Source organism: Stenotrophomonas bentonitica, from assembly GCF_013185915.1.
Taxonomy (GTDB): Bacteria; Pseudomonadota; Gammaproteobacteria; order Xanthomonadales; family Xanthomonadaceae; genus Stenotrophomonas; species Stenotrophomonas bentonitica.
Genome location: NZ_JAAZUH010000002.1, coordinates 944,794 through 961,013, shown reverse-complemented (window position 1 = coordinate 961,013; position 16,220 = coordinate 944,794). Strand labels below are relative to the sequence as shown.

Annotated in this window: 16 protein-coding genes; 3 read left to right on the top strand and 13 right to left on the bottom strand. The window is 66.4% G+C overall.

From position 1 onward, the window contains the following. The first annotated feature begins 8 nt into the window (after positions 1-8). Positions 9-2,798 carry a DEAD/DEAH box helicase gene (locus tag HGB51_RS15690; protein ID WP_070207187.1) on the top strand — a complete coding sequence of 930 codons (2,790 nt, stop codon included), beginning with the start codon at positions 9-11 and terminating at the stop codon, positions 2,796-2,798. Positions 2,799-2,838: 40 nt separating this feature from the next. Here HGB51_RS15690 and HGB51_RS15685 read toward each other — a convergent pair whose 3' ends face one another. The 9 genes from HGB51_RS15685 to HGB51_RS15645 form a co-directional block, all read right to left on the bottom strand. After that, positions 2,839-4,824, bottom strand: a complete 1,986-nt coding sequence (locus HGB51_RS15685) for a relaxase/mobilization nuclease domain-containing protein (RefSeq protein ID WP_053506342.1) — start codon at positions 4,822-4,824, stop codon at positions 2,839-2,841. Positions 4,825-5,284: 460 nt separating this feature from the next. Continuing rightward, positions 5,285-5,884, bottom strand: a complete 600-nt coding sequence (locus HGB51_RS15680) for a S26 family signal peptidase (protein WP_023127558.1) — start codon at positions 5,882-5,884, stop codon at positions 5,285-5,287. Then, the gene (locus HGB51_RS15675; protein WP_023127559.1) at positions 5,881-6,426 is read right to left on the bottom strand and encodes a DUF2840 domain-containing protein; all 546 of its coding nucleotides are present in this window, start codon (positions 6,424-6,426) and stop codon (positions 5,881-5,883) included. The genes HGB51_RS15680 and HGB51_RS15675 overlap by 4 nt, the downstream gene beginning before the upstream one ends. Beyond that, a complete protein-coding gene (locus tag HGB51_RS15670) occupies positions 6,423-6,707 on the bottom strand; it encodes a hypothetical protein (protein WP_023127560.1) in 285 nt (94 codons plus the stop codon). Before HGB51_RS15670 ends, HGB51_RS15675 begins: the two co-directional genes overlap by 4 nt. Further along, positions 6,704-7,342: a ParA family partition ATPase gene (gene parA, locus HGB51_RS15665; RefSeq protein ID WP_013517157.1), complete on the bottom strand. Its 639-nt coding sequence runs from the start codon at positions 7,340-7,342 to the stop codon at positions 6,704-6,706. The genes HGB51_RS15670 and parA overlap by 4 nt, the downstream gene beginning before the upstream one ends. 289 nt (positions 7,343-7,631) lie before the next feature. After that, positions 7,632-8,489 (bottom strand): replication initiator protein A, encoded by an 858-nt coding sequence (locus HGB51_RS15660; protein ID WP_053506341.1) that lies wholly within the window; start codon positions 8,487-8,489, stop codon positions 7,632-7,634. A 26-nt stretch (positions 8,490-8,515) separates the two neighbouring features. After that, positions 8,516-8,797: a helix-turn-helix transcriptional regulator gene (locus tag HGB51_RS15655; RefSeq protein ID WP_023127562.1), complete on the bottom strand. Its 282-nt coding sequence runs from the start codon at positions 8,795-8,797 to the stop codon at positions 8,516-8,518. Positions 8,798-8,880: 83 nt separating this feature from the next. Next, entirely contained in the window at positions 8,881-9,654 is a 774-nt protein-coding gene (locus HGB51_RS15650) for a DUF2285 domain-containing protein (protein WP_047289076.1), read from the bottom strand. A 311-nt stretch (positions 9,655-9,965) separates the two neighbouring features. Beyond that, positions 9,966-10,313 (bottom strand): DUF2958 domain-containing protein, encoded by a 348-nt coding sequence (locus tag HGB51_RS15645; RefSeq protein ID WP_053506340.1) that lies wholly within the window; start codon positions 10,311-10,313, stop codon positions 9,966-9,968. Between the two features lie 215 nt (positions 10,314-10,528). Here HGB51_RS15645 and HGB51_RS15640 point away from each other — a divergent pair, with 215 nt between their 5' ends. Then, positions 10,529-10,822: a helix-turn-helix domain-containing protein gene (locus tag HGB51_RS15640; RefSeq protein WP_053506350.1), complete on the top strand. Its 294-nt coding sequence runs from the start codon at positions 10,529-10,531 to the stop codon at positions 10,820-10,822. 357 nt (positions 10,823-11,179) lie between these two features. Here the strand turns inward: HGB51_RS15640 and HGB51_RS15635 are convergent, their stop codons facing one another. Next, the gene (locus tag HGB51_RS15635; protein ID WP_023103964.1) at positions 11,180-11,494 is read right to left on the bottom strand and encodes a DUF736 domain-containing protein; all 315 of its coding nucleotides are present in this window, start codon (positions 11,492-11,494) and stop codon (positions 11,180-11,182) included. Positions 11,495-12,298: 804 nt separating this feature from the next. On the opposite strand from HGB51_RS15635, the gene HGB51_RS15630 reads away from it, so the two are divergent. Beyond that, positions 12,299-12,817 carry a GNAT family N-acetyltransferase gene (locus HGB51_RS15630; RefSeq protein ID WP_053506339.1) on the top strand — a complete coding sequence of 173 codons (519 nt, stop codon included), beginning with the start codon at positions 12,299-12,301 and terminating at the stop codon, positions 12,815-12,817. A gap of 129 nt (positions 12,818-12,946) precedes the next feature. Here the strand turns inward: HGB51_RS15630 and HGB51_RS15625 are convergent, their stop codons facing one another. The 3 genes from HGB51_RS15625 to HGB51_RS15615 form a co-directional block, all read right to left on the bottom strand. Beyond that, on the bottom strand, positions 12,947-13,156 hold the full coding sequence (locus HGB51_RS15625) for a hypothetical protein (protein ID WP_053506338.1): 210 nt from the start codon (positions 13,154-13,156) through the stop codon (positions 12,947-12,949). A 62-nt stretch (positions 13,157-13,218) separates the two neighbouring features. Next, positions 13,219-15,270 carry a ParB/RepB/Spo0J family partition protein gene (locus tag HGB51_RS15620; protein ID WP_070207188.1) on the bottom strand — a complete coding sequence of 684 codons (2,052 nt, stop codon included), beginning with the start codon at positions 15,268-15,270 and terminating at the stop codon, positions 13,219-13,221. A 78-nt stretch (positions 15,271-15,348) separates the two neighbouring features. After that, complete coding sequence (locus tag HGB51_RS15615) at positions 15,349-16,173, bottom strand: DUF932 domain-containing protein (RefSeq protein ID WP_053505382.1); 825 nt, start codon at positions 16,171-16,173, stop codon at positions 15,349-15,351. Positions 16,174-16,220: the final 47 nt, after the last annotated feature.

Sequence of the window (16,220 nt, the reverse complement as noted above, 5' to 3'; positions counted from 1 at the left end):
GCCAGCGCGTGCAAGCAGACGATTTTCAGGATTCGTTTCAGCCCGGCGAGCGCATCACCCACACTGAATTCGGTCCAGGCGTGGTGCTCGAACCCGCGCACGATGGTTATCTGCGCGCGTTCTTCGGGGTGGTGGGCGAGCGCCGCGTGCCGGCCAGTTCGGTACGCCGTGAGCGCACCCGCACCGAGCGCATTCTGCAATCGGTAGCAGGCGGCTCAGACCGGGCACGCAAGGCCTGGCTGTCTTTCGAGGCGCACGCACTGCCGGTGATGGAAAGCGCCTCGGCACTCACCTCGGCGCGCATTGACCTGCTGCCGCACCAGGTGGTGCTGACGCACCGCATTGCGACTGCATCACCACGGCGTTACCTGATCGCCGACGAGGTGGGCTTGGGCAAAACCATCGAGGCCGCGCTGATTCTGCGTGAACTGGCCAGCCGGGGCGAGTTGACCCGGGCGCTGATGGTGGTGCCCGCAGGCTTGGTGAACAACTGGCACCGCGAATTGAACGAGGTGTTCAACCTCGATTTCGAGGTGTTTGGCTCCGAAGGCGATGTCACCGACCGCAAGACCAATGCCTTCGCCAAACACGACCGGCTGATTGCCAGCATCGACACCTTGAAGCGCCCTGCCCGTATCAAGCGCCTGCTGGATGCGCCACGCTGGGATCTGGTGGTGTTTGACGAAGCGCATCACCTGACTGCCCACCGCACGGGCGGCAAGGTGCGCAAGACGGAAAACTACAAGCTGGCCGAAGCGCTGAAGGATCACGCGCGGGATCTCTTGCTTCTGTCTGCTACGCCGCACCAAGGCAATCACTTCCAGTTCTGGATGCTGGCGCAGCTTTTGAACCCCACGCTGTTTGGCAGTCCCGAGGACATGCTGGAAAATCGCCATCGCCTGAACACGGTGATGTTCCGCCGTACCAAGGCCGATGCCTGCCAGCCCGATGGCTCACCGCTGTTTGCCCGGCGCTGGGTGCATACCGAGTCCTTCCTGATGAATCAGGAGGAGCGGCTGTTTTACGAGAAGCTGCGCGAATACCTGGAAGACGGGTTCGATCTGGCCCGCCGCCAGGGCAACCAGGGGCGCGCACTGGGCTTCTTGATGGCGATCTTCCAGAAGATCGCGGCATCGAGCTTTGCTGCCGTGCGCCGCACGCTCAAGCGCCGCTTGTTGATGCTGACGCTGCACGAGGCATTTCTGCGCGACAAGGAGCTGGACATCGAAGGCCGCGAACGCCTGACCGAGGAAGCACGCGAGCTGATTCACGAGGAATTTGGCTTGCCGCGCGACAGCGTTGGGCGCAGCGAGGTGGATCGCGTGTTGGCGGACCTAAAGTACCGGCTGGTGAAGAAGCTGGATGAAGAGGCGCTGGAAATGGCCTCCGACCCCTATGGCAGCGAGTATTCGGCTACGCACGCCGAGGAGGCAGCGTCTGCTGTGGTGGATTTGCATCTGCCCGAGGAGCGCCTGCGCATTGGTGAATTGCTGCGCATCTTCCCGCAGCAGCGCGAGAACAAGGCACAAAAGCTGCTCGATGGTTTGGGGCATCTGTGGCGGCAGAACGCCAATGAAAAGATCGTGATCTTCGCCACCTACCTCGGCACGGTCGATCTGATTGCCCGCGAAATTGAACAGGCTTATCCCGGCCAGGGCGTGGTGGTGCTGCGTGGCGGCGATCACGGTGCCAAGCTGGCAGCAGAGCGGAAGTTCCGCCTGAAAGACGGGCCACGTGTGCTGGTGTGTACAGCGGCTGGCCGCGAGGGCTTGAATCTGCAATTTGCGCGCATTCTGTTCAATTTCGACCTGCCGTGGAACCCGATGGACATGGAACAGCGCATCGGGCGCATTCACCGCTATGGACAGAACCACACGGCGCAGGTCTACAACCTCGTGCTGTCGGACACCATCGAGGGGCGCATCTTCCTGCTGCTGGACGAGAAGTTGACTGAAATTGCACGCACGGTCGGCAAAGTCGATGACCAGGGCAATGTGGCCGAAGACCTTCGGGCGCAGATTCTGGGACAGCTTTCCGAACGGTTGAACTACGACCGCCTGTACCAGGAGGCGCTGTCTGACCCTGAACTGAAACGCACACAGGTGGAGCTGGAAGCGGCACTGTCCAATTCCCGCGAGGCACGGCAGGTGGTGTTCGACCTGTTTCAAGACCTTGACGGTTTCAGCCTCGATGACTACCAGCCCTTCTCGGATGTGTCCTCCAGCCTGGATCGGCTGGTGCGTTTTCTGTCGGCGGCCGTGGCAGACCGCCAGCAGAAGCTGCTGAAGGTGGACGAAGAAACCTACGACCTTGTGACAGTGGATGGCACGCGCCGTGCACGGTTCACACTGAACCGCGATACCGCCACCAGCAGGGACGATCTGGAACTGATTGGATTGGATCACCCCTTGGTACAGGAAGAGCTGGGCCGCTGGCGCAGCGTGACGCCCGAAGACATCGGCTTTGCGGTGGCTGGGGATGTTGACGAGCCGGTGCTGCTGTCCTTGTGGATGGTGGAGGCATCTGCCGGCAACGGTGAGCGCCGTGTGGTGGTGCAGCCCATCGCAGTCAAGCAGGACGGGACACGGGTGCCGACTATTGAGCGGCAATGCGAACGGTATCTGCAAGCATCGGCGATCTCGCCGAGTTTTACACCGGAGCAGCGGCTGGCGTTGTTTGCCCACACCGTGGAGCCAACGTTGCAACGTGAGTTGAAACACAAGGGCGCGGCCAATGGAGATGGCAGCTATTCGGCCGAGCTGATTGGATACGTTGAGGTACTGAAAACGCCCGATTGAAGCAGAAGGGCCACGCTGAATCCGAGGGCGAGAGAATTTTTCAAATAGTGAGGTTGCGCTGTTTTCCAATCTCCCATGACACGCCGCCGCCACGTACCGTCGCGGCGAGCTGCTGGCCCAGCCGCTGCTCGATCACGGGTTTCCACGGCACGAGGCTGAAGCCCATGCCGTCATTGAGCATCGCATAGCGCCCGCTGGCGAGCATGACAGAGCGCCGATAGATGCCGGCTACGCGCTGGCCATCAGCCACCGGGCGATGCGCCAGGCCGGTTTCGGTAGCAATGTCCTTGGCCGCCTGCGCCAGTTCCCGATTGCGCAGCGTGCCCAGCAGATTGCGCGCCAGGATCACGCGCTGCCCTCGCCGCTCGGCCAACCCCTGCTCGGACAGGAAGTCGGCACGCTGCTGCATCGCCTGCTTGGCCTCGCCACCAAAGCCCAGGTCGCCCAAGCCCGAGCCGCCGCCGATCAACTGCTGGTCGAGCCAGGTGGCGCCGATGACACGGGCCTGCCGCTCGATGGGCAGATGCGATTTCAGCTCCACGGCCACGCCGCCCAGGCGCTGCGCATCGTAGCGGCGACCCTGTTCTGGCAGGTCGCCAGGCACCTTCCATAGCCCCTCGGCCACACGCTCCACGATGCCGGCGCGGCGCAGGGCTTCCAGCCGGCGAACGTGGGCTGCCACGACCTCCTGCGGATCACGGCCCGGTACGGCCTGACCCTGCGCGACGGCCAGGTGATGGTCGGTGCGGTATAGGCCACCGCTTGCCAGCGCGGCGATGTTGCGATCGGCCGCACGCACGTCGGCCGCCCCCTTCACTTCCACCACGGCGCCGGCCGGATAGTTCGCCGGCTCGTCGCGGGCGTTGAGCGCGACGTAATGGGCCTTGCCGTCCACACCGTCGATGACCAGATAGCCCCGGTCGCGCAGCTCGTCGGCCAGCCCTTTCGCGGCTACGCGCCCGAGAATGGTTCGGCCATCGTCTCCCGGCTCGAACACCGCCAGCTCGCGCAGCTCGCCGCGCATGGCCCGTTGCATGGTGCGAATGATGTCACCACGCTCGCCGAGGGCGCGCAAGGTTTTCTCCGCATCGGCATGGACAGCCCAAGTGCCCGGCTGCGTCTCGTCGGCCAGGCCCAGGCACTGCAAGTGTTGCAGGCGGCCGATCAGCAGCAGGCGCTGGCGTTGCAGCCGGGGTTCGTTGAAGTGTTCGATCTGCACTCGGCCACCCTCGCCGACCTCGCGTTGCAGCGTGCGATCCAGGCTCGTCCATCGCTCCTGATTCACCTCGCGTGTCAAGGTCTGCTGGATCTCCAGCTCGGTGCGCGGCCCCAACCATTCGGTCGCCAGTTCGGCGGCCCGATGGCGGAAGCCGTGGGCGATGTAGTCGCCCGCGATGATGAGGTCTTTGCCGGTATCGTCGCGCCCACGCACGATCAGGTGGGTGTGCGGGTTGTCGGTATTCCAGTGATCGACTGCCACCCAATCCAGCCGCGTGCCCAGGTCGGCTTCCATGCGGTTCACCAGATGCCGGGTGTAGGTGCGCAGGTCGTCCAGCTCGGCGCCGTCTTCCGGGGAGACGATGAAGCGGAAATGGTGCCGGTCGTCGGCGGCCCGCTCCTTGAAGGCGTCAAGGTCGGCTTCGTCGGTCTGCGGCCCGTAGGCCCGGCCCGGTTCACCATCGCGGCCCGCGCCGTCGCGCCCGATGTAGCGCAGGTGTTTCGCCAGCGATTGGGGGCTGGCGTTGCGCTGATTGACCAGCAGCGTCTTGATGGTCACGCGCCGCGACATGGGCGTCAGCTTCGCGCCGGCGAAGCGCGCCGCCGTATGGCCGCGCCCCAGGCGCGAGCCGGGCCGCTGGCCGGAGCCCTTGCCACTGCCGCCAGGACGGCGCACTGAAGACTTGCCGCCGCTGGCCTTGCCCGCCTGCTTGAGCACCTTGGAGACGAAGCCCTGGCCCTGGCCCTTGCCTCGGTTCTTTGGGGCGCTCGGACGCACCCGGAAATCGTCGTCGCGGCGGTCGGTCATGGCCGCTCTCCCTGCAAGCTATGGCGTGTCCGGGCGTGCGAAGCACGCGGACATGCCTGCATCGGCGCGGGCCCCGCGCCCCACGCGGCACGGCGGCGAAGCCGATGCGTGCCGCGCCACCCCCACGTGCAGACTGGCTTTCGACGCGGCCCGGTGCCGCGTCCTTTTGTCTTGCCTTCCGCCTTTGCCCCTCGCTGGCGCTCCGGGCAGCGGCGGCCAGGCAGCGCTGTTGCGCGAGCAACCAGCGCGCCGGCGAACACGGCGATGGCCGTAGGCCAGCCGTGTTCGTGGCAAGACGCCTGCACGTTGGACGGCTGCGCCGGAGGCAGCGCGAAGTGCGGTGCCCAATGCGAAGTATTGGCACCCGCACTGCACGCGCGACGACACGGCGACGGCCAGCAGAACGACACGCCCTATGGCACGATGAACTGCACGGCAACGTGCAGCGAGTCGGCGGCCATCATGGGCGGGACTCCAGCCAGACCGGATGCGCGACGCCGATCACGACGGATGCGCTGACCGGCCCGAAATACCTGCTATCGAACGACGCCGGATTGGTCACACTGAGCAGGAACAGTTCGCCGGGTTCGAGGTGACGGCATTGCTGCCAGGATAGCAGCGGCCGGCCCCAGCGGTCGGCGGGCAGCACGGCGGCCGAAGGCACGCCGTCGATGCGGACGATGCGGCCAGTGATGCACACCTCCTGCGGCGCAACGGCGCCCACGCGCTTGAGCAGCGGCACGCTCGCCGGCAGGTAGCCGCGCTGCGCGGCCAGCGCGGCGGCGTCTGGCGGCAGCGCGGTCAGGACGATGCTGCCCACGGACAAGGAACGTGGCTGCGAGCCGGTGCCGTGGCCCAGCGGATCGACGCTATACCAGCCGACCGCCACGCTATCGGACGGGTTGTAGATCAGGCGCGGCAGCGGATGCACGAAGGACGCCCAGGCCAGCGCAGCGAGGCCGCAGGTGGATATGCCCGCCAGCACGAGGCGAGCGCGCAGGCGCGAACGAGGACGTGGCGGAATGCCCGCTGCACCGGCAATGGCGGATGGAAGCGTCATGGCAGTGCCCTCCCTATGAGCCAGGCGGCGTGCCGCTCTGCGGTGTATTCGGGCAGTGGCAGGCGCGCAGCGAGCCGGTTGGCGAGCGTGCGCCAGTACGCGGGCGAGACAGCGACGAGCGCGATGCCCAGCGCCTCGATGGCGTCGATGCGTTCCAGCACGGCACGGACCTGGTTCTCGCCCTCGGCGTGCAGCAGCAGGCGCGCACCCGGCTGCACGCCAGGAATGCGCTGCGCCGCATCGAGCGGCGTGCAAGCCTGCATCATCATGAGCTGCCAGCGCACGGTGCCGTAGTCGTTGGCCTGCCAGCGGACACGGCACAGAACCGCGTTCGGCAGGAATACGGCGCAGCGCCGCCAGCGGTCGAGCCGGATGATGCGCGCCGGCTCGCCGAAGCGCAGATAGAGCTTGAAGCGTGGCTCGATGTAGGCCAGCGCCACGCGCGTCAGCGGTGCGCTGGCAGGCTGGCCAGCAAGCGCGGCCGGTGATGGTAGCGGCGCAGCCGTGACCGCGACAGCGGCAGACGAAGCGAATGCAATCATGGGGTGTTCTCCCTGCGGTGTTCTGGAAACTCGCGCTCCAGCAGACCGCGCAGCAGGTCGGCCACAGTCACGCCTTGCGTAAAGGCAGATACCTTGATGCGCGCCCGCATCGCGGGCGTGATGTCGAGGGTCAGGCGAGCCGTGTAGAGGTCGCCCCTGCTCAGCGCATCGGCATCGCCTTGGCGAATCCAAGCCTCGGCGTGTGGATTCGCGGGCGGACGCGCGCCGATGCCGACGCGCTTGGCCGTGCGTTTGCCGTTCGGTGGCGGCTTCGCGTTCATGGCGTCCACCGCAGCAGTTCGTCCACCAGCGCAGTGATTTCGCGCGCGGCGGCGCTGTCCGGCGCTGTCTCGCGTGCAAGCCGACCAGCGGCCACGCTGTCGGCGAACACGATGCGTTGATGCACTTCCGCGCGCAGCGCAGGAAGCGGCTGGTCAGCGAGCGCCTGGCGTGCTTCACGCCCGATCACGGTGGTACTGACGCGCCGGTTGATGACGAAGGCCGCGCGCAATGCAGGCCGAAACACCTGCGCCTCGCGGATCAGCGCCACCATCTCGGCGCTGGCCCACAGGTCGTAGGGGCTGGGCTGCACGGGGATCAGCACGCGCTCGGCCGCCAGCAGCGCGGAGCGCGCCAGCGCCGCGATGCGCGGCGGGCCGTCGATGACGACGTGATCGGCGCGACGGGCCAGTTCTGGCGCTTCCTGGTGCAGCGTTTCGCGTGCGAGGCCCACGGCGCTGAACAGCCGTGGCAAGCCTTGCTGGCTTCTGCGCTGCGTCCAATCCAGCGATGAACCCTGCGGATCGGCGTCCAGCAGCACGACGTGCTGGCCGCGCATCGCCAGCTCGCCAGCGATGTGCGTGGCGAGCGTGGTCTTGCCCACGCCGCCTTTCTGGTTGAGCAGAGCGACGATCATGGCGCGGCCCTCCGTGCTGGAAAGCCTTGCTTCCATTCGCTTGCAAAACCTGTTATCTGGTGGTCGTGATTGCCTGCCGTTTCTGGCCGCGTGGCGGTTGTCCACCGCAGCGGCGCTTCCCTACTAAAAGTTAGAGAGATTAAGTTAGGGAAGTTAGAGGGCGCGCAAACCCAATGCTGGCGCGGGTTTGCGGCCGATCGGCACGCCTGATAGCACGATAGTCCCACGCCCGATAGCACGATACCCCGCACGCCTGATAGCACGACACCATTCACAGGCTCTCCCGGAGTTATCCCCGTGCCGTTTGCGGCACGGGCCGGAAGGTCAGCAATTCCGTTCCGTCGTCCGGCATCCGCTCGATTCCCAACACGTAGCCGGGCAGCGACTGCCGCGCGACCAGCGCGCGCAGGTCGCAGGCGAAGTCGTAAGGCTTCGCGGTGCTGCCCGATTTCTGGTGCAGGTAGCGAAAGTCGAACTGCCAGCCGTGCGCCTGCCTGCCGCCATGCTTGCGCACCAGGCGATAAAGCCACCGCTCGATGCCACCCGTCAGCCGGAAATACGCCGGGTCGATGGTCAGCACCAGGGCGGCGTCGAGCACGCCGGCATAGAACCAGTCCGGCAGGATCAGCTCGATGCCCAGCGGCGTGCCATTGGCATCGGCCAGTTCCTTCCATTCGTTGATCCACGAGAAGCGGTTCAGGCGCCGCCCGGTCGTCTCGCGGATGGACGTGGCCACCGTGGTCGATTGCAGGCGATCCAGCGCGGCCTTGAGGCGCTGGTAGTCGCGCAGCGACTTGCCGCGCCCGATGAAGCGCAGGATCTCGTAGGGCGTGGCGCGCATCAGCCGCGAGGGCCGCAGGCCCGCGTCCTTCGCCTCCACGATCTGCGAGGCCGCCCAGATCAGCACGTCCGCATCCCAAATAGTGGCGATACCGTGCTCCTGCGTGCCTTCCACGCGGATCGTGATGTTGCCCGCCCGGAAGTCGATCGGCTTGACCCGCTTGGACTTGCCGAGCGAGAAGAACGGATAGGCCATCAAATCCTGGCTGTCGCGCGGCGCCATGTCGCCGGGCAAGGCGCGGAACAGGTCGAGCTGTTCGCGTTCCTGCATCGGCTGCTGCCGGTGCGGCAGCGCAGGGCTGGACATGGCAAAGGCCACCTGCGCGCCAGCGTTCAGCGCGCACGGCTGTCCGCCGCATGATGCTCGGCGTATTCGGGATCGGAAGTCGTCTCGAAGCTGCGGTCGGCCGCCCATATGTCGAGGTCGGCCACGGCGTACATGACGCGGCGACCGAACTTGCGAAAGCGCGGGCCACCACCGATCACGCGCTGTTTCTCCAGGGTGCGCGGCGACAGGCGCAGGTACTCGGCAGCTTCGTCGTTGGTCAGGTAGCGTTGAGGCTGCATGGACGCAGCGACAGCAGTGGCGGCAGGCCGCAAGGGAGCGGGACGCATGGTGTAAACCTCCATAGCTTTCAAAGCTCCGGCCACACAGCGCAACCGGATGGAGGCAGTCTCAGAAAACCAAGCTGTTCTGCTCAGGGTCGTTTTGCGCCATCATCAGAACGACCCTTCTCAAGCGGCGAAATTTGTGCTATCCGGCGATAGCCGCCGCGCATCATTGCATCGCCTCGCCGCACCAGACGGCGCACCTTCGAGCGCAGGCCACCGTCGCTGTACCAATCGGCCAAGGCATCCACGCCGAACAAGCCTTCACCGACCTCGCGCAAGGACGCGCCCGCCAGGGTGGCGTCGAGCGCTTGCAGGGTATGCAGTTCCAGCAGCGCGGCCGGTGTTGGCCTGGGCTTGGCATCGGCAATGGCTGCGCCCGGCGCATAGCCGCGCGCAGGCGCGGTAGTGCCGCCGCGATAGGCATGGACCACGGCCATGCCGTCTTGCAGGCCGGGCGCCAGCGCGAAGCGCAGGCAGCGACCAGGACTGCGCGCGATCAGCGCCAGGCCCTTGCCATCATGCAGCAGGTGCTTGTGGCCGGGGATGTGCCAGAACGCGAACGCGGCGGCGTCCAGTGGTGGATCGGCATCCGGGTAGAGCTGCACCACGGCATCGGAGCCGGGCAGCCAGGCCGGATGCGCGTCGCGCGCATCCAGGGCTGGGTCTTCCAGCAAGCGCAAGCCCCAGCGTTGAGCCGCCTGCTGCGCAGCTTGCAGCCGGCGATGATGGCGCAGCCAGTCAAGCCGGTAGTCGGGATTCCTGCGCAGGTATTCCCAAGCCAGCGCGAGCGCATCGAGCCACAGGACAAACAGGTACGCCGCAGTGGGATACCAGTGCGCGAGGTGATGGGGATTGACCATGGCGCCTCCTCCCTGAGAACAGGATTCGCCGTCACGGAAGGGACTACGCGCTACATCGCCATCGTTGGAAAATTTGGAGGTTCAAGATAGGTGGAAGGGGTCAAGACCGAATGGCTCCGATGCGTAGCAGTGTTTGTCTCAATGCGGCGGCGGCAGCACTCCGAACTTGGAGCGCTGCATTGTCCAGCCTGCCGCAACCCGCGCCACGCATCATGACTGTTTCGATCAGACTGGCCGGGGTATGCCGCAAGAATGCCGATTGAGACCTGACCGGCATGACACCAGACTGAAAAAATCACAGTCAGCCTTGTTCAGTCCGGGATAGCCCCGTCGCGCTGGGCCAGCCGGGTGTATTCCGACAGCGTGCGCGTTGGGCAGAAATAGAGGTCACGCATCACGGGCTGCTGGCGCGGCCCGACGATGCCGGCCAGCTCGGATAGCTTGACGGTGCCTTGCGCCGGTATACCGATCCCCAGGTCGATAAGTCCCCAGGCGGTGTCGCCATCGGCGGGATCGAGCGCGGCCAGCAGCCAAGTCACATGCGCGTCCGGCGTGAACAACCGGACCACGGGCACCGGGTCGATGGCCCGGCCAGCGGCGCGGGCCTGGCCGTGGGCCAGCAGGCACACACGGTCGTCCTCGGTGATGAGCGGATTCATGGCGATTCCCGTCGGCTGCACGAATCCGCCAAAGCGTGAAGGCGCAAAACCGTATCGGCGGATTTGGGCATGAACACGATTGTGATTCCGTGGGTCTGCGCCTTTGTCGGAGTCCGTAAATACGGATTTCTGCAGAAGCGTAAAACGGTGGGGTTTTGATGAATGAGTTAAAGATAACGTGGTTTTAATTGTGCGGCGAATCGACGCTTCTGTCCATGCAGAAGCGATCCGTCCAGCCCGGCCGACCGGCTGGCTCCACCACCCATGACGCCGAGTTGGCTCACGCCTTCGGCGCTGCGGTGCGTGCGCTGCGGATAGAGCGCGGTATCGCGCAAGAATCGCTGGCGCACCTGGCTGGCGTCGAACGTTCGCACATGGGCAAGATCGAGCGCGGCGAGCACATGCCAACGCTGGCGATCATCTTCAAGATTGCCGGCGCGCTCGAATGCAGCACGGCGGTGCTGATGAGCGAGGCTGAAAGCCAGCTCGCAGCGGCAGCCCTGCCGTAGGCTGGGCGGGGTCGATCCGGCGCAGGCCGGTTCGGCGGTGTTCAAGGGGCGCCAAGTGCAGCGCGGCGGGGATGGGCCTTGCGCCGATCCCCTGGAGGCAAGCGTAGCGCGCAGCGCCGCAGGCGCGAAGGCGTGAGGGATTGGAGTCGAATGGCCGTGACGGCAAAGACGGCACGGGGCGCAGCCCGCAAAGCCCGGTGGCGCAACGCGCCGAAACGCCATGCTTTGATCGCAGCCGCTGGTGCTGGCTTCCCAACATGAAGATGCGACCCGAAAAAGGCCACTGCCTATCTCGGTCTGGTATGGGACGTAGTGATAGCGCAGCGCCCCGCCGCAATGGACGGGGCGCTGCGGCGGTCACGCCGCCTGGGGCTTGCTGCGCGACCAGATCAGGTCGTGCGTGCCGTCCTCGCCTTCGATCAGGCGGGCATAGACCGGAGCCGGGAACGAAGGATCGTCGAGGGTCACGGACTTGTATTCCCGCCCGGCCTCGCTGGTCTTGTTCCACGCCGCGCCGATGTCGTGGCCGGCGGCCTGGAGGCGGAAGTCGGGGGCGTTCTCGCTGCTGCCCTTGTCGTTGGGAACCAGCTTGACCTTGACGTTGAGGGTCAGGGTGCGGAGCGTGCCGGTGAAGCCGTCTTTGTCTGCGGTGAAGGTGCCGATGTTGGCCATGATGATTTCTCCTTTCGGTGGAACAAGGTTCGCGCCCATCGCGTCCTTGTTGTGATCCGGCCAGCGGGGGACGGGCTGGCTGCACCGCTTGCGGTCGAAACGCAGTGGAGAGCCGGGAGGCGAAAACAATTTGCTGCGCGAGGAAGCCGCGCAGCAGCGGGGAAATTGTTTTCGCCGGACGGTTGCAGCCATGAAGCCCGAGGCGCAGCCGCGCCCCCGCCAGGATTCACAACGAGACAAGGACGCCTTGGGACGAACCGCTCCGAAAGGAGATGGAGCCGACTCGGCATCCCCGCCCGAAGGCTTCTCCGGCTCGCCCACTGACGCGGGCAAGGTCAACCACCCAATGACAGGCGAGAACGCCCCCGCCGCACCTTGCGGTGCCGGTCTTGAGGCGTGGCGTGGAACAAGACCAGCGATGCCGGTTGGGTTGTCCGTGAACCGTCCTTCGTAACGTGATGGGCAGGAACCGCCAGCGTTGAGGACGGCACGCATCTGCACAACCTGCCGCAGCAAGCGCCAGCGTGTTCGCCAGCATCCCGTCCATTGCGGCGGGGCGATCCGGCGCAGCCGGTTCGGTCGCATCGAGGGGCGCCAAGCATTGCGCGGCGGGGATAGCCCGCAGGGCTTTCCCCTGGAGGCAAGCGAAGCGCGCAGCGCCGCAGGCGCGAAGGCGTGAGGGATTGAAGTCGAATGGCCGTGACGACAAAGACGGCACGGGGCGTAGCCCGAAAGCCCGGCGGGGCGAAGCGCCGACACGCCCAGGCCGTTCTATATTTTCAGGAAGGAATCCAAGAGCAGTCCATGACCATCCAGCTACGACACGAAACACCTGACGACATGGCCGCCATCGAGGCCGTCACGGTCGCCGCCTTCGCCGATGCACCGCACACCAGCCACACCGAGCAGTTCATCATGCGCGCCCTGCGCGCCGCCGGCGAACTGACGCTTTCCATCGTGGCCGAGGAACACGGCCAGGTCGTCGGCCATGTGGCCCTGTCGCCCGTGACCATCACCGATCGCAACGGCCACAAGGCCGAAGGCTGGTACGGCTTGGGGCCGATCTTCGTCCTGCCGCAAAGGCAAGGGCACGGCATCGGCTCGCGCCTGATGGAACAGGCGCTGTCTGAACTGCGGGCCATGCAGGCCGCAGGCTGCGTGCTGCTGGGCGATCCCGCGTACTACGCGGGTTTTGGTTTTCAGGCCCATGCGGGCCTGCAACTGCCGGGCGTGCCGCCCGGCTACTTCATGGCGCTGGCCCTACATGGGCCGGTTCCCGAAGGCATCGCGCACTACAGCGATGCTTTCAACGCCGCCGCCTGAGCCAGCGCGAAGGCGGCGGCGTTCTGAATCGGCTGCTGGCCTTGAACACCGGGCGCGGCCACTGCCGCGACCGGATTTGCATTTCACCGCGCCCAGGACGGCACGGCCTGGGCGCGGTGCTGAACGCGGTTATTCCTTCGTCTCGATAAGCCACCACACGGCACGCGGCAAGGCGCGGCCCGTGAGGGGATGAATGTCGGTGAGGTCTGCGCGGGCTGACCAGCCCGAGGGCGGGCGGTAGCCGCGCACGTCGCCTGCGCCGTGCCAGCGGCGGGCGCGTACCGTGCCGGCGGCGTAGATGGCCGCCATGCGCGGGCGACTGGTGGTGGTACGGGTCATGGGGGCTTCTCCTTGCAGCGAAGCGCCCCGGTCGAGGCCGGGGCGCTTGCCTTCGGCGCGGGTCAAGCGGCCAGCGCCTCGGCGGGTTCATCCGCCATTGCTTCGGCATCCTCCGGGGCGTCCTGCTCCGGGCTTTCCTCCTGCGCGGCATCCTGCGGGCCTGCGGCCTTGAAGATGCCGGGCATCCAGCCCGTGCCATCGGCCAGCCGCTCGGCCTCGCTGGCAATGTCGGCCTTCTTCAACTTCGCCAGCCGGTTGACCTGCTCGGGCGCGTACTCCCCCACGGCATCCAGAATCACGGCCTTGGAAACGTGCTTGAAATAGCCTTCTGCGGTCGGCTTCCACCATGCGGCCATGTCGAGGCCCACGGCCTGCGCCAGTTCCCCGCCGGGCTGGTGCGCCGTGGCGCGAGGCGTCACCACGTCCACCGTGGAAGCCACGCACACGGCCAGCAGCCGCACCAGTTCGTCTTGCGGCTTCGCCAGCAGCGCGGCGAACAGTTCGGCGCTGTCCTCCGGCAAGGCTTCACCGGCCACCTGTTGCAGTTCGCGCAGCGCCACGGCAGCGGGCGATTCCGGCCAGTCCGGGGCCATGCCTTCCAGTCGGTCTTGCGCCGTGAGGCGCACGCCGAGCGGCAGGCCATCGCCGTAGGCGTCGGGCTGCAAGACGGTCTGCACCATGCCATGCACCAGCGCGGCCAGCGCGACGTGCGGATGCCGTGCGACTTCGATTTGCAGCGCCGCCGTGCGGTGGGCGCTCAACCGCTGCGCCAGCCGGTCGGACAGGCTCGCGGCCTTGGGCGCGTCGTCGGCGTCCTCGTGCTCGTCGTTGGCGGCTTCGCCTTCGGTGTTGCTGAAACCGCGCCGCAGCTTTTCCAGCGTGCGCAGCGCCTTGGCCTCGGCCTCGCGCAGCAGGCCGCGATGAATGACGGCCTCGCCGTTGCGGTCGATGGTGACGATGGCACCGGCCACCTCGCGCACCTCGGGCGCATAGCCTTGTAAGGCGTCCTCCGCGTCTTGCAGTTCCCCGACCACCTGATCGCGCCGCTGTTCCAGCTTCTCGGCCTTGGCCTCGTCCTCGGCGTCGCAGGCTTCTTCCAGTTCGGCGTCGATCTTTTCGAGGCGGGTTTCCAACGAGGCGATGCGGCGGGCCTCGCGGGTGGTCGGCTCGCGGCGATGGCGCGGGGCGTTCTGGAACGCCTGCCGTTCCTCGTAGGCCAGATGCGGCACGGCCTCCACCCACGCCCAGCCCTCGGCGCGCACGTCCTCGGCCAGCGTTGCCAGCTTGTCGCGCACCAGCGTTTCCAGCACTGCGGTATCGGTGAGGTAGGTTCCGGCAGCGCCTTCTGCGAACAGGTCGCGGCGGATGCCGCCGCCTGCCTGCCGGTAGGTGTCCAGCCCGACGAAGCGCACCAGCGCGTGCGCGGCGTCGATTTCGCGCTCGGTCAGGCGCTCGCGCAGCTTGGGCGGGCTGCGCTGCCATTCCGGCGCACCATAGAACGCGGCTTCCTGCGCGGCGTGGTCGTCGGTGATGGTCAAGGCCATCAACTGTTCCAGCGTGACGGTTCCGGCGCGGTAGTCGGCCATCAGGCGCGGCGCGATGTGGGCGAGCTTCAAGCGGCGCTGCACCACCAGCGGGGACACGCCGAAGTCGGCGGCAATGTCCTCGATGGGCCGGCCTTCCTTGACCAGCGCGGCGAACGCCTCGAACTGGTCGGCGGGGTGCATCTGCTCGCGCATCAGGTTTTCCGCGAGGCTGACGGTACGAGCGGACGCATCGGGCACCAGCAGGCACGGCACTTCGTAGTCGGCGGGGATGCGCTTCTTCTTCGCCAGCAGCTTCAAGGCGGTCAGGCGGCGGTCGCCTGCCACCACTTCGTAAGCCTCGCCATCGGTGGCAAGGATGACGATAAGGTTTTGCAGCAGGCCGATGCGGGCAATGCTCGCGGCCAGTTCGGGGATGGACAGGCGCGGCATCTTGCGGGCGTTGCGCTTGGAGCGGCGCGGCAGCAACTGCGAGAGCGGAACCAGAATCAGGTTCTTGGACGGGTCGGCCATTTCCAGCGGGGCGGCGGCTTCGATGGTGATGGCTTCGGTTTTGAGTACGGCGTTCATGGTGATAACTCCTAGCGGTTGGGATGCAGCAGCGAGAGAAGCGGCAAGGGCTGCTGCCTGCCCCTGCCGCGTGGGGATTCAGGCTTTCAACTGACGCAGACCATCGGCCAGCAGCCACAGGGCGCGATTGAGGCGCACGCTTTGGTCGATGCCCTGCACGGGCCGGGTGGTCTGGCGGCGGCCATTCGCGGCGCGGGCGGACAGGCCGCCTTTGGTCAAGTTCTCCTGCGTGCGGTTGAACACGCTCCACAGGTCGCGGCGGTCGTCGTCATGGCGGCGCGGCACTAGGATTTGCGATTCCGTGATGGGCGCGGGCTTGTCCTCGTCGTACTTCAACGCCAGCGCAGCGCGGGCGAACACTTCCGATTCCCCGGCGTCCAGCGTGATGGCGCGCATGGCATCGCGGGATTCCTGCGCCCGGTCGAAGCCGTGCAGGACTTCGTAAGCGCCTTCGATGACGTGCCCGGCTACGTCGCCCTTGTGGGGAACGCGCACGTCGGCCACGGTGTCGCCGCAGACAAGGCCATTGCTGCAAACGAAGCGGAACATCCCGGCCAGCATCTGGTAGCTGCTGGTGCCGTCATGGGAGTTCAGCAGGATGATTTCGTTGGCCTCGCGGCCGTTGATCTGGCTGGCGTGGCGCAGCCGGATCATGTGCTTGGTGTAGTCGCGGCGGTCGTCGTGACGCACGCGGGTTTGCGTCACCATGAACGGCTCGAAGCCTTCCCCGCGCAGTTCTTGCAGCACGGTCGCGGTGGGGATGTAGCTGTACCGCTCGGAGCGGCTTTCGTGCGGGGCGTCCGCGAAGATGGACGGGGCCACGGCCCGGATTTGGTCATCGGACAAGGGGCGTTCCGAACGCAGCACCGGGGAACGGGAAGCGAAGCGGGATGCGAGTTGCATGGCATTTCTCCTGACAAAGAAAAAAGGGTTTGCTGTTCACACCGCAC

What these genes read in the sequence shown, in the direction of transcription:
- HGB51_RS15685 (WP_053506342.1), bottom strand. Translation starts at nt 4,824, where the DNA reads ATGACCGACCGCCGCGACGACGATTTCCGGGTGCGTCCGAGCGCCCCA.
- HGB51_RS15680 (WP_023127558.1), bottom strand. Translation starts at nt 5,884, where the DNA reads ATGACGCTTCCATCCGCCATTGCCGGTGCAGCGGGCATTCCGCCACGT.
- HGB51_RS15675 (WP_023127559.1), bottom strand. Translation starts at nt 6,426, where the DNA reads ATGATTGCATTCGCTTCGTCTGCCGCTGTCGCGGTCACGGCTGCGCCG.
- HGB51_RS15670 (WP_023127560.1), bottom strand. Translation starts at nt 6,707, where the DNA reads ATGAACGCGAAGCCGCCACCGAACGGCAAACGCACGGCCAAGCGCGTC.
- parA (WP_013517157.1), bottom strand. Translation starts at nt 7,342, where the DNA reads ATGATCGTCGCTCTGCTCAACCAGAAAGGCGGCGTGGGCAAGACCACG.
- HGB51_RS15660 (WP_053506341.1), bottom strand. Translation starts at nt 8,489, where the DNA reads ATGTCCAGCCCTGCGCTGCCGCACCGGCAGCAGCCGATGCAGGAACGC.
- HGB51_RS15655 (WP_023127562.1), bottom strand. Translation starts at nt 8,797, where the DNA reads ATGCGTCCCGCTCCCTTGCGGCCTGCCGCCACTGCTGTCGCTGCGTCC.
- HGB51_RS15650 (WP_047289076.1), bottom strand. Translation starts at nt 9,654, where the DNA reads ATGGTCAATCCCCATCACCTCGCGCACTGGTATCCCACTGCGGCGTAC.
- HGB51_RS15645 (WP_053506340.1), bottom strand. Translation starts at nt 10,313, where the DNA reads ATGAATCCGCTCATCACCGAGGACGACCGTGTGTGCCTGCTGGCCCAC.
- HGB51_RS15640 (WP_053506350.1), top strand. Translation starts at nt 10,529, where the DNA reads ATGCAGAAGCGATCCGTCCAGCCCGGCCGACCGGCTGGCTCCACCACC.
- HGB51_RS15635 (WP_023103964.1), bottom strand. Translation starts at nt 11,494, where the DNA reads ATGGCCAACATCGGCACCTTCACCGCAGACAAAGACGGCTTCACCGGC.
- HGB51_RS15630 (WP_053506339.1), top strand. Translation starts at nt 12,299, where the DNA reads ATGACCATCCAGCTACGACACGAAACACCTGACGACATGGCCGCCATC.
- HGB51_RS15625 (WP_053506338.1), bottom strand. Translation starts at nt 13,156, where the DNA reads ATGACCCGTACCACCACCAGTCGCCCGCGCATGGCGGCCATCTACGCC.
- HGB51_RS15620 (WP_070207188.1), bottom strand. Translation starts at nt 15,270, where the DNA reads ATGAACGCCGTACTCAAAACCGAAGCCATCACCATCGAAGCCGCCGCC.
- HGB51_RS15615 (WP_053505382.1), bottom strand. Translation starts at nt 16,173, where the DNA reads ATGCAACTCGCATCCCGCTTCGCTTCCCGTTCCCCGGTGCTGCGTTCG.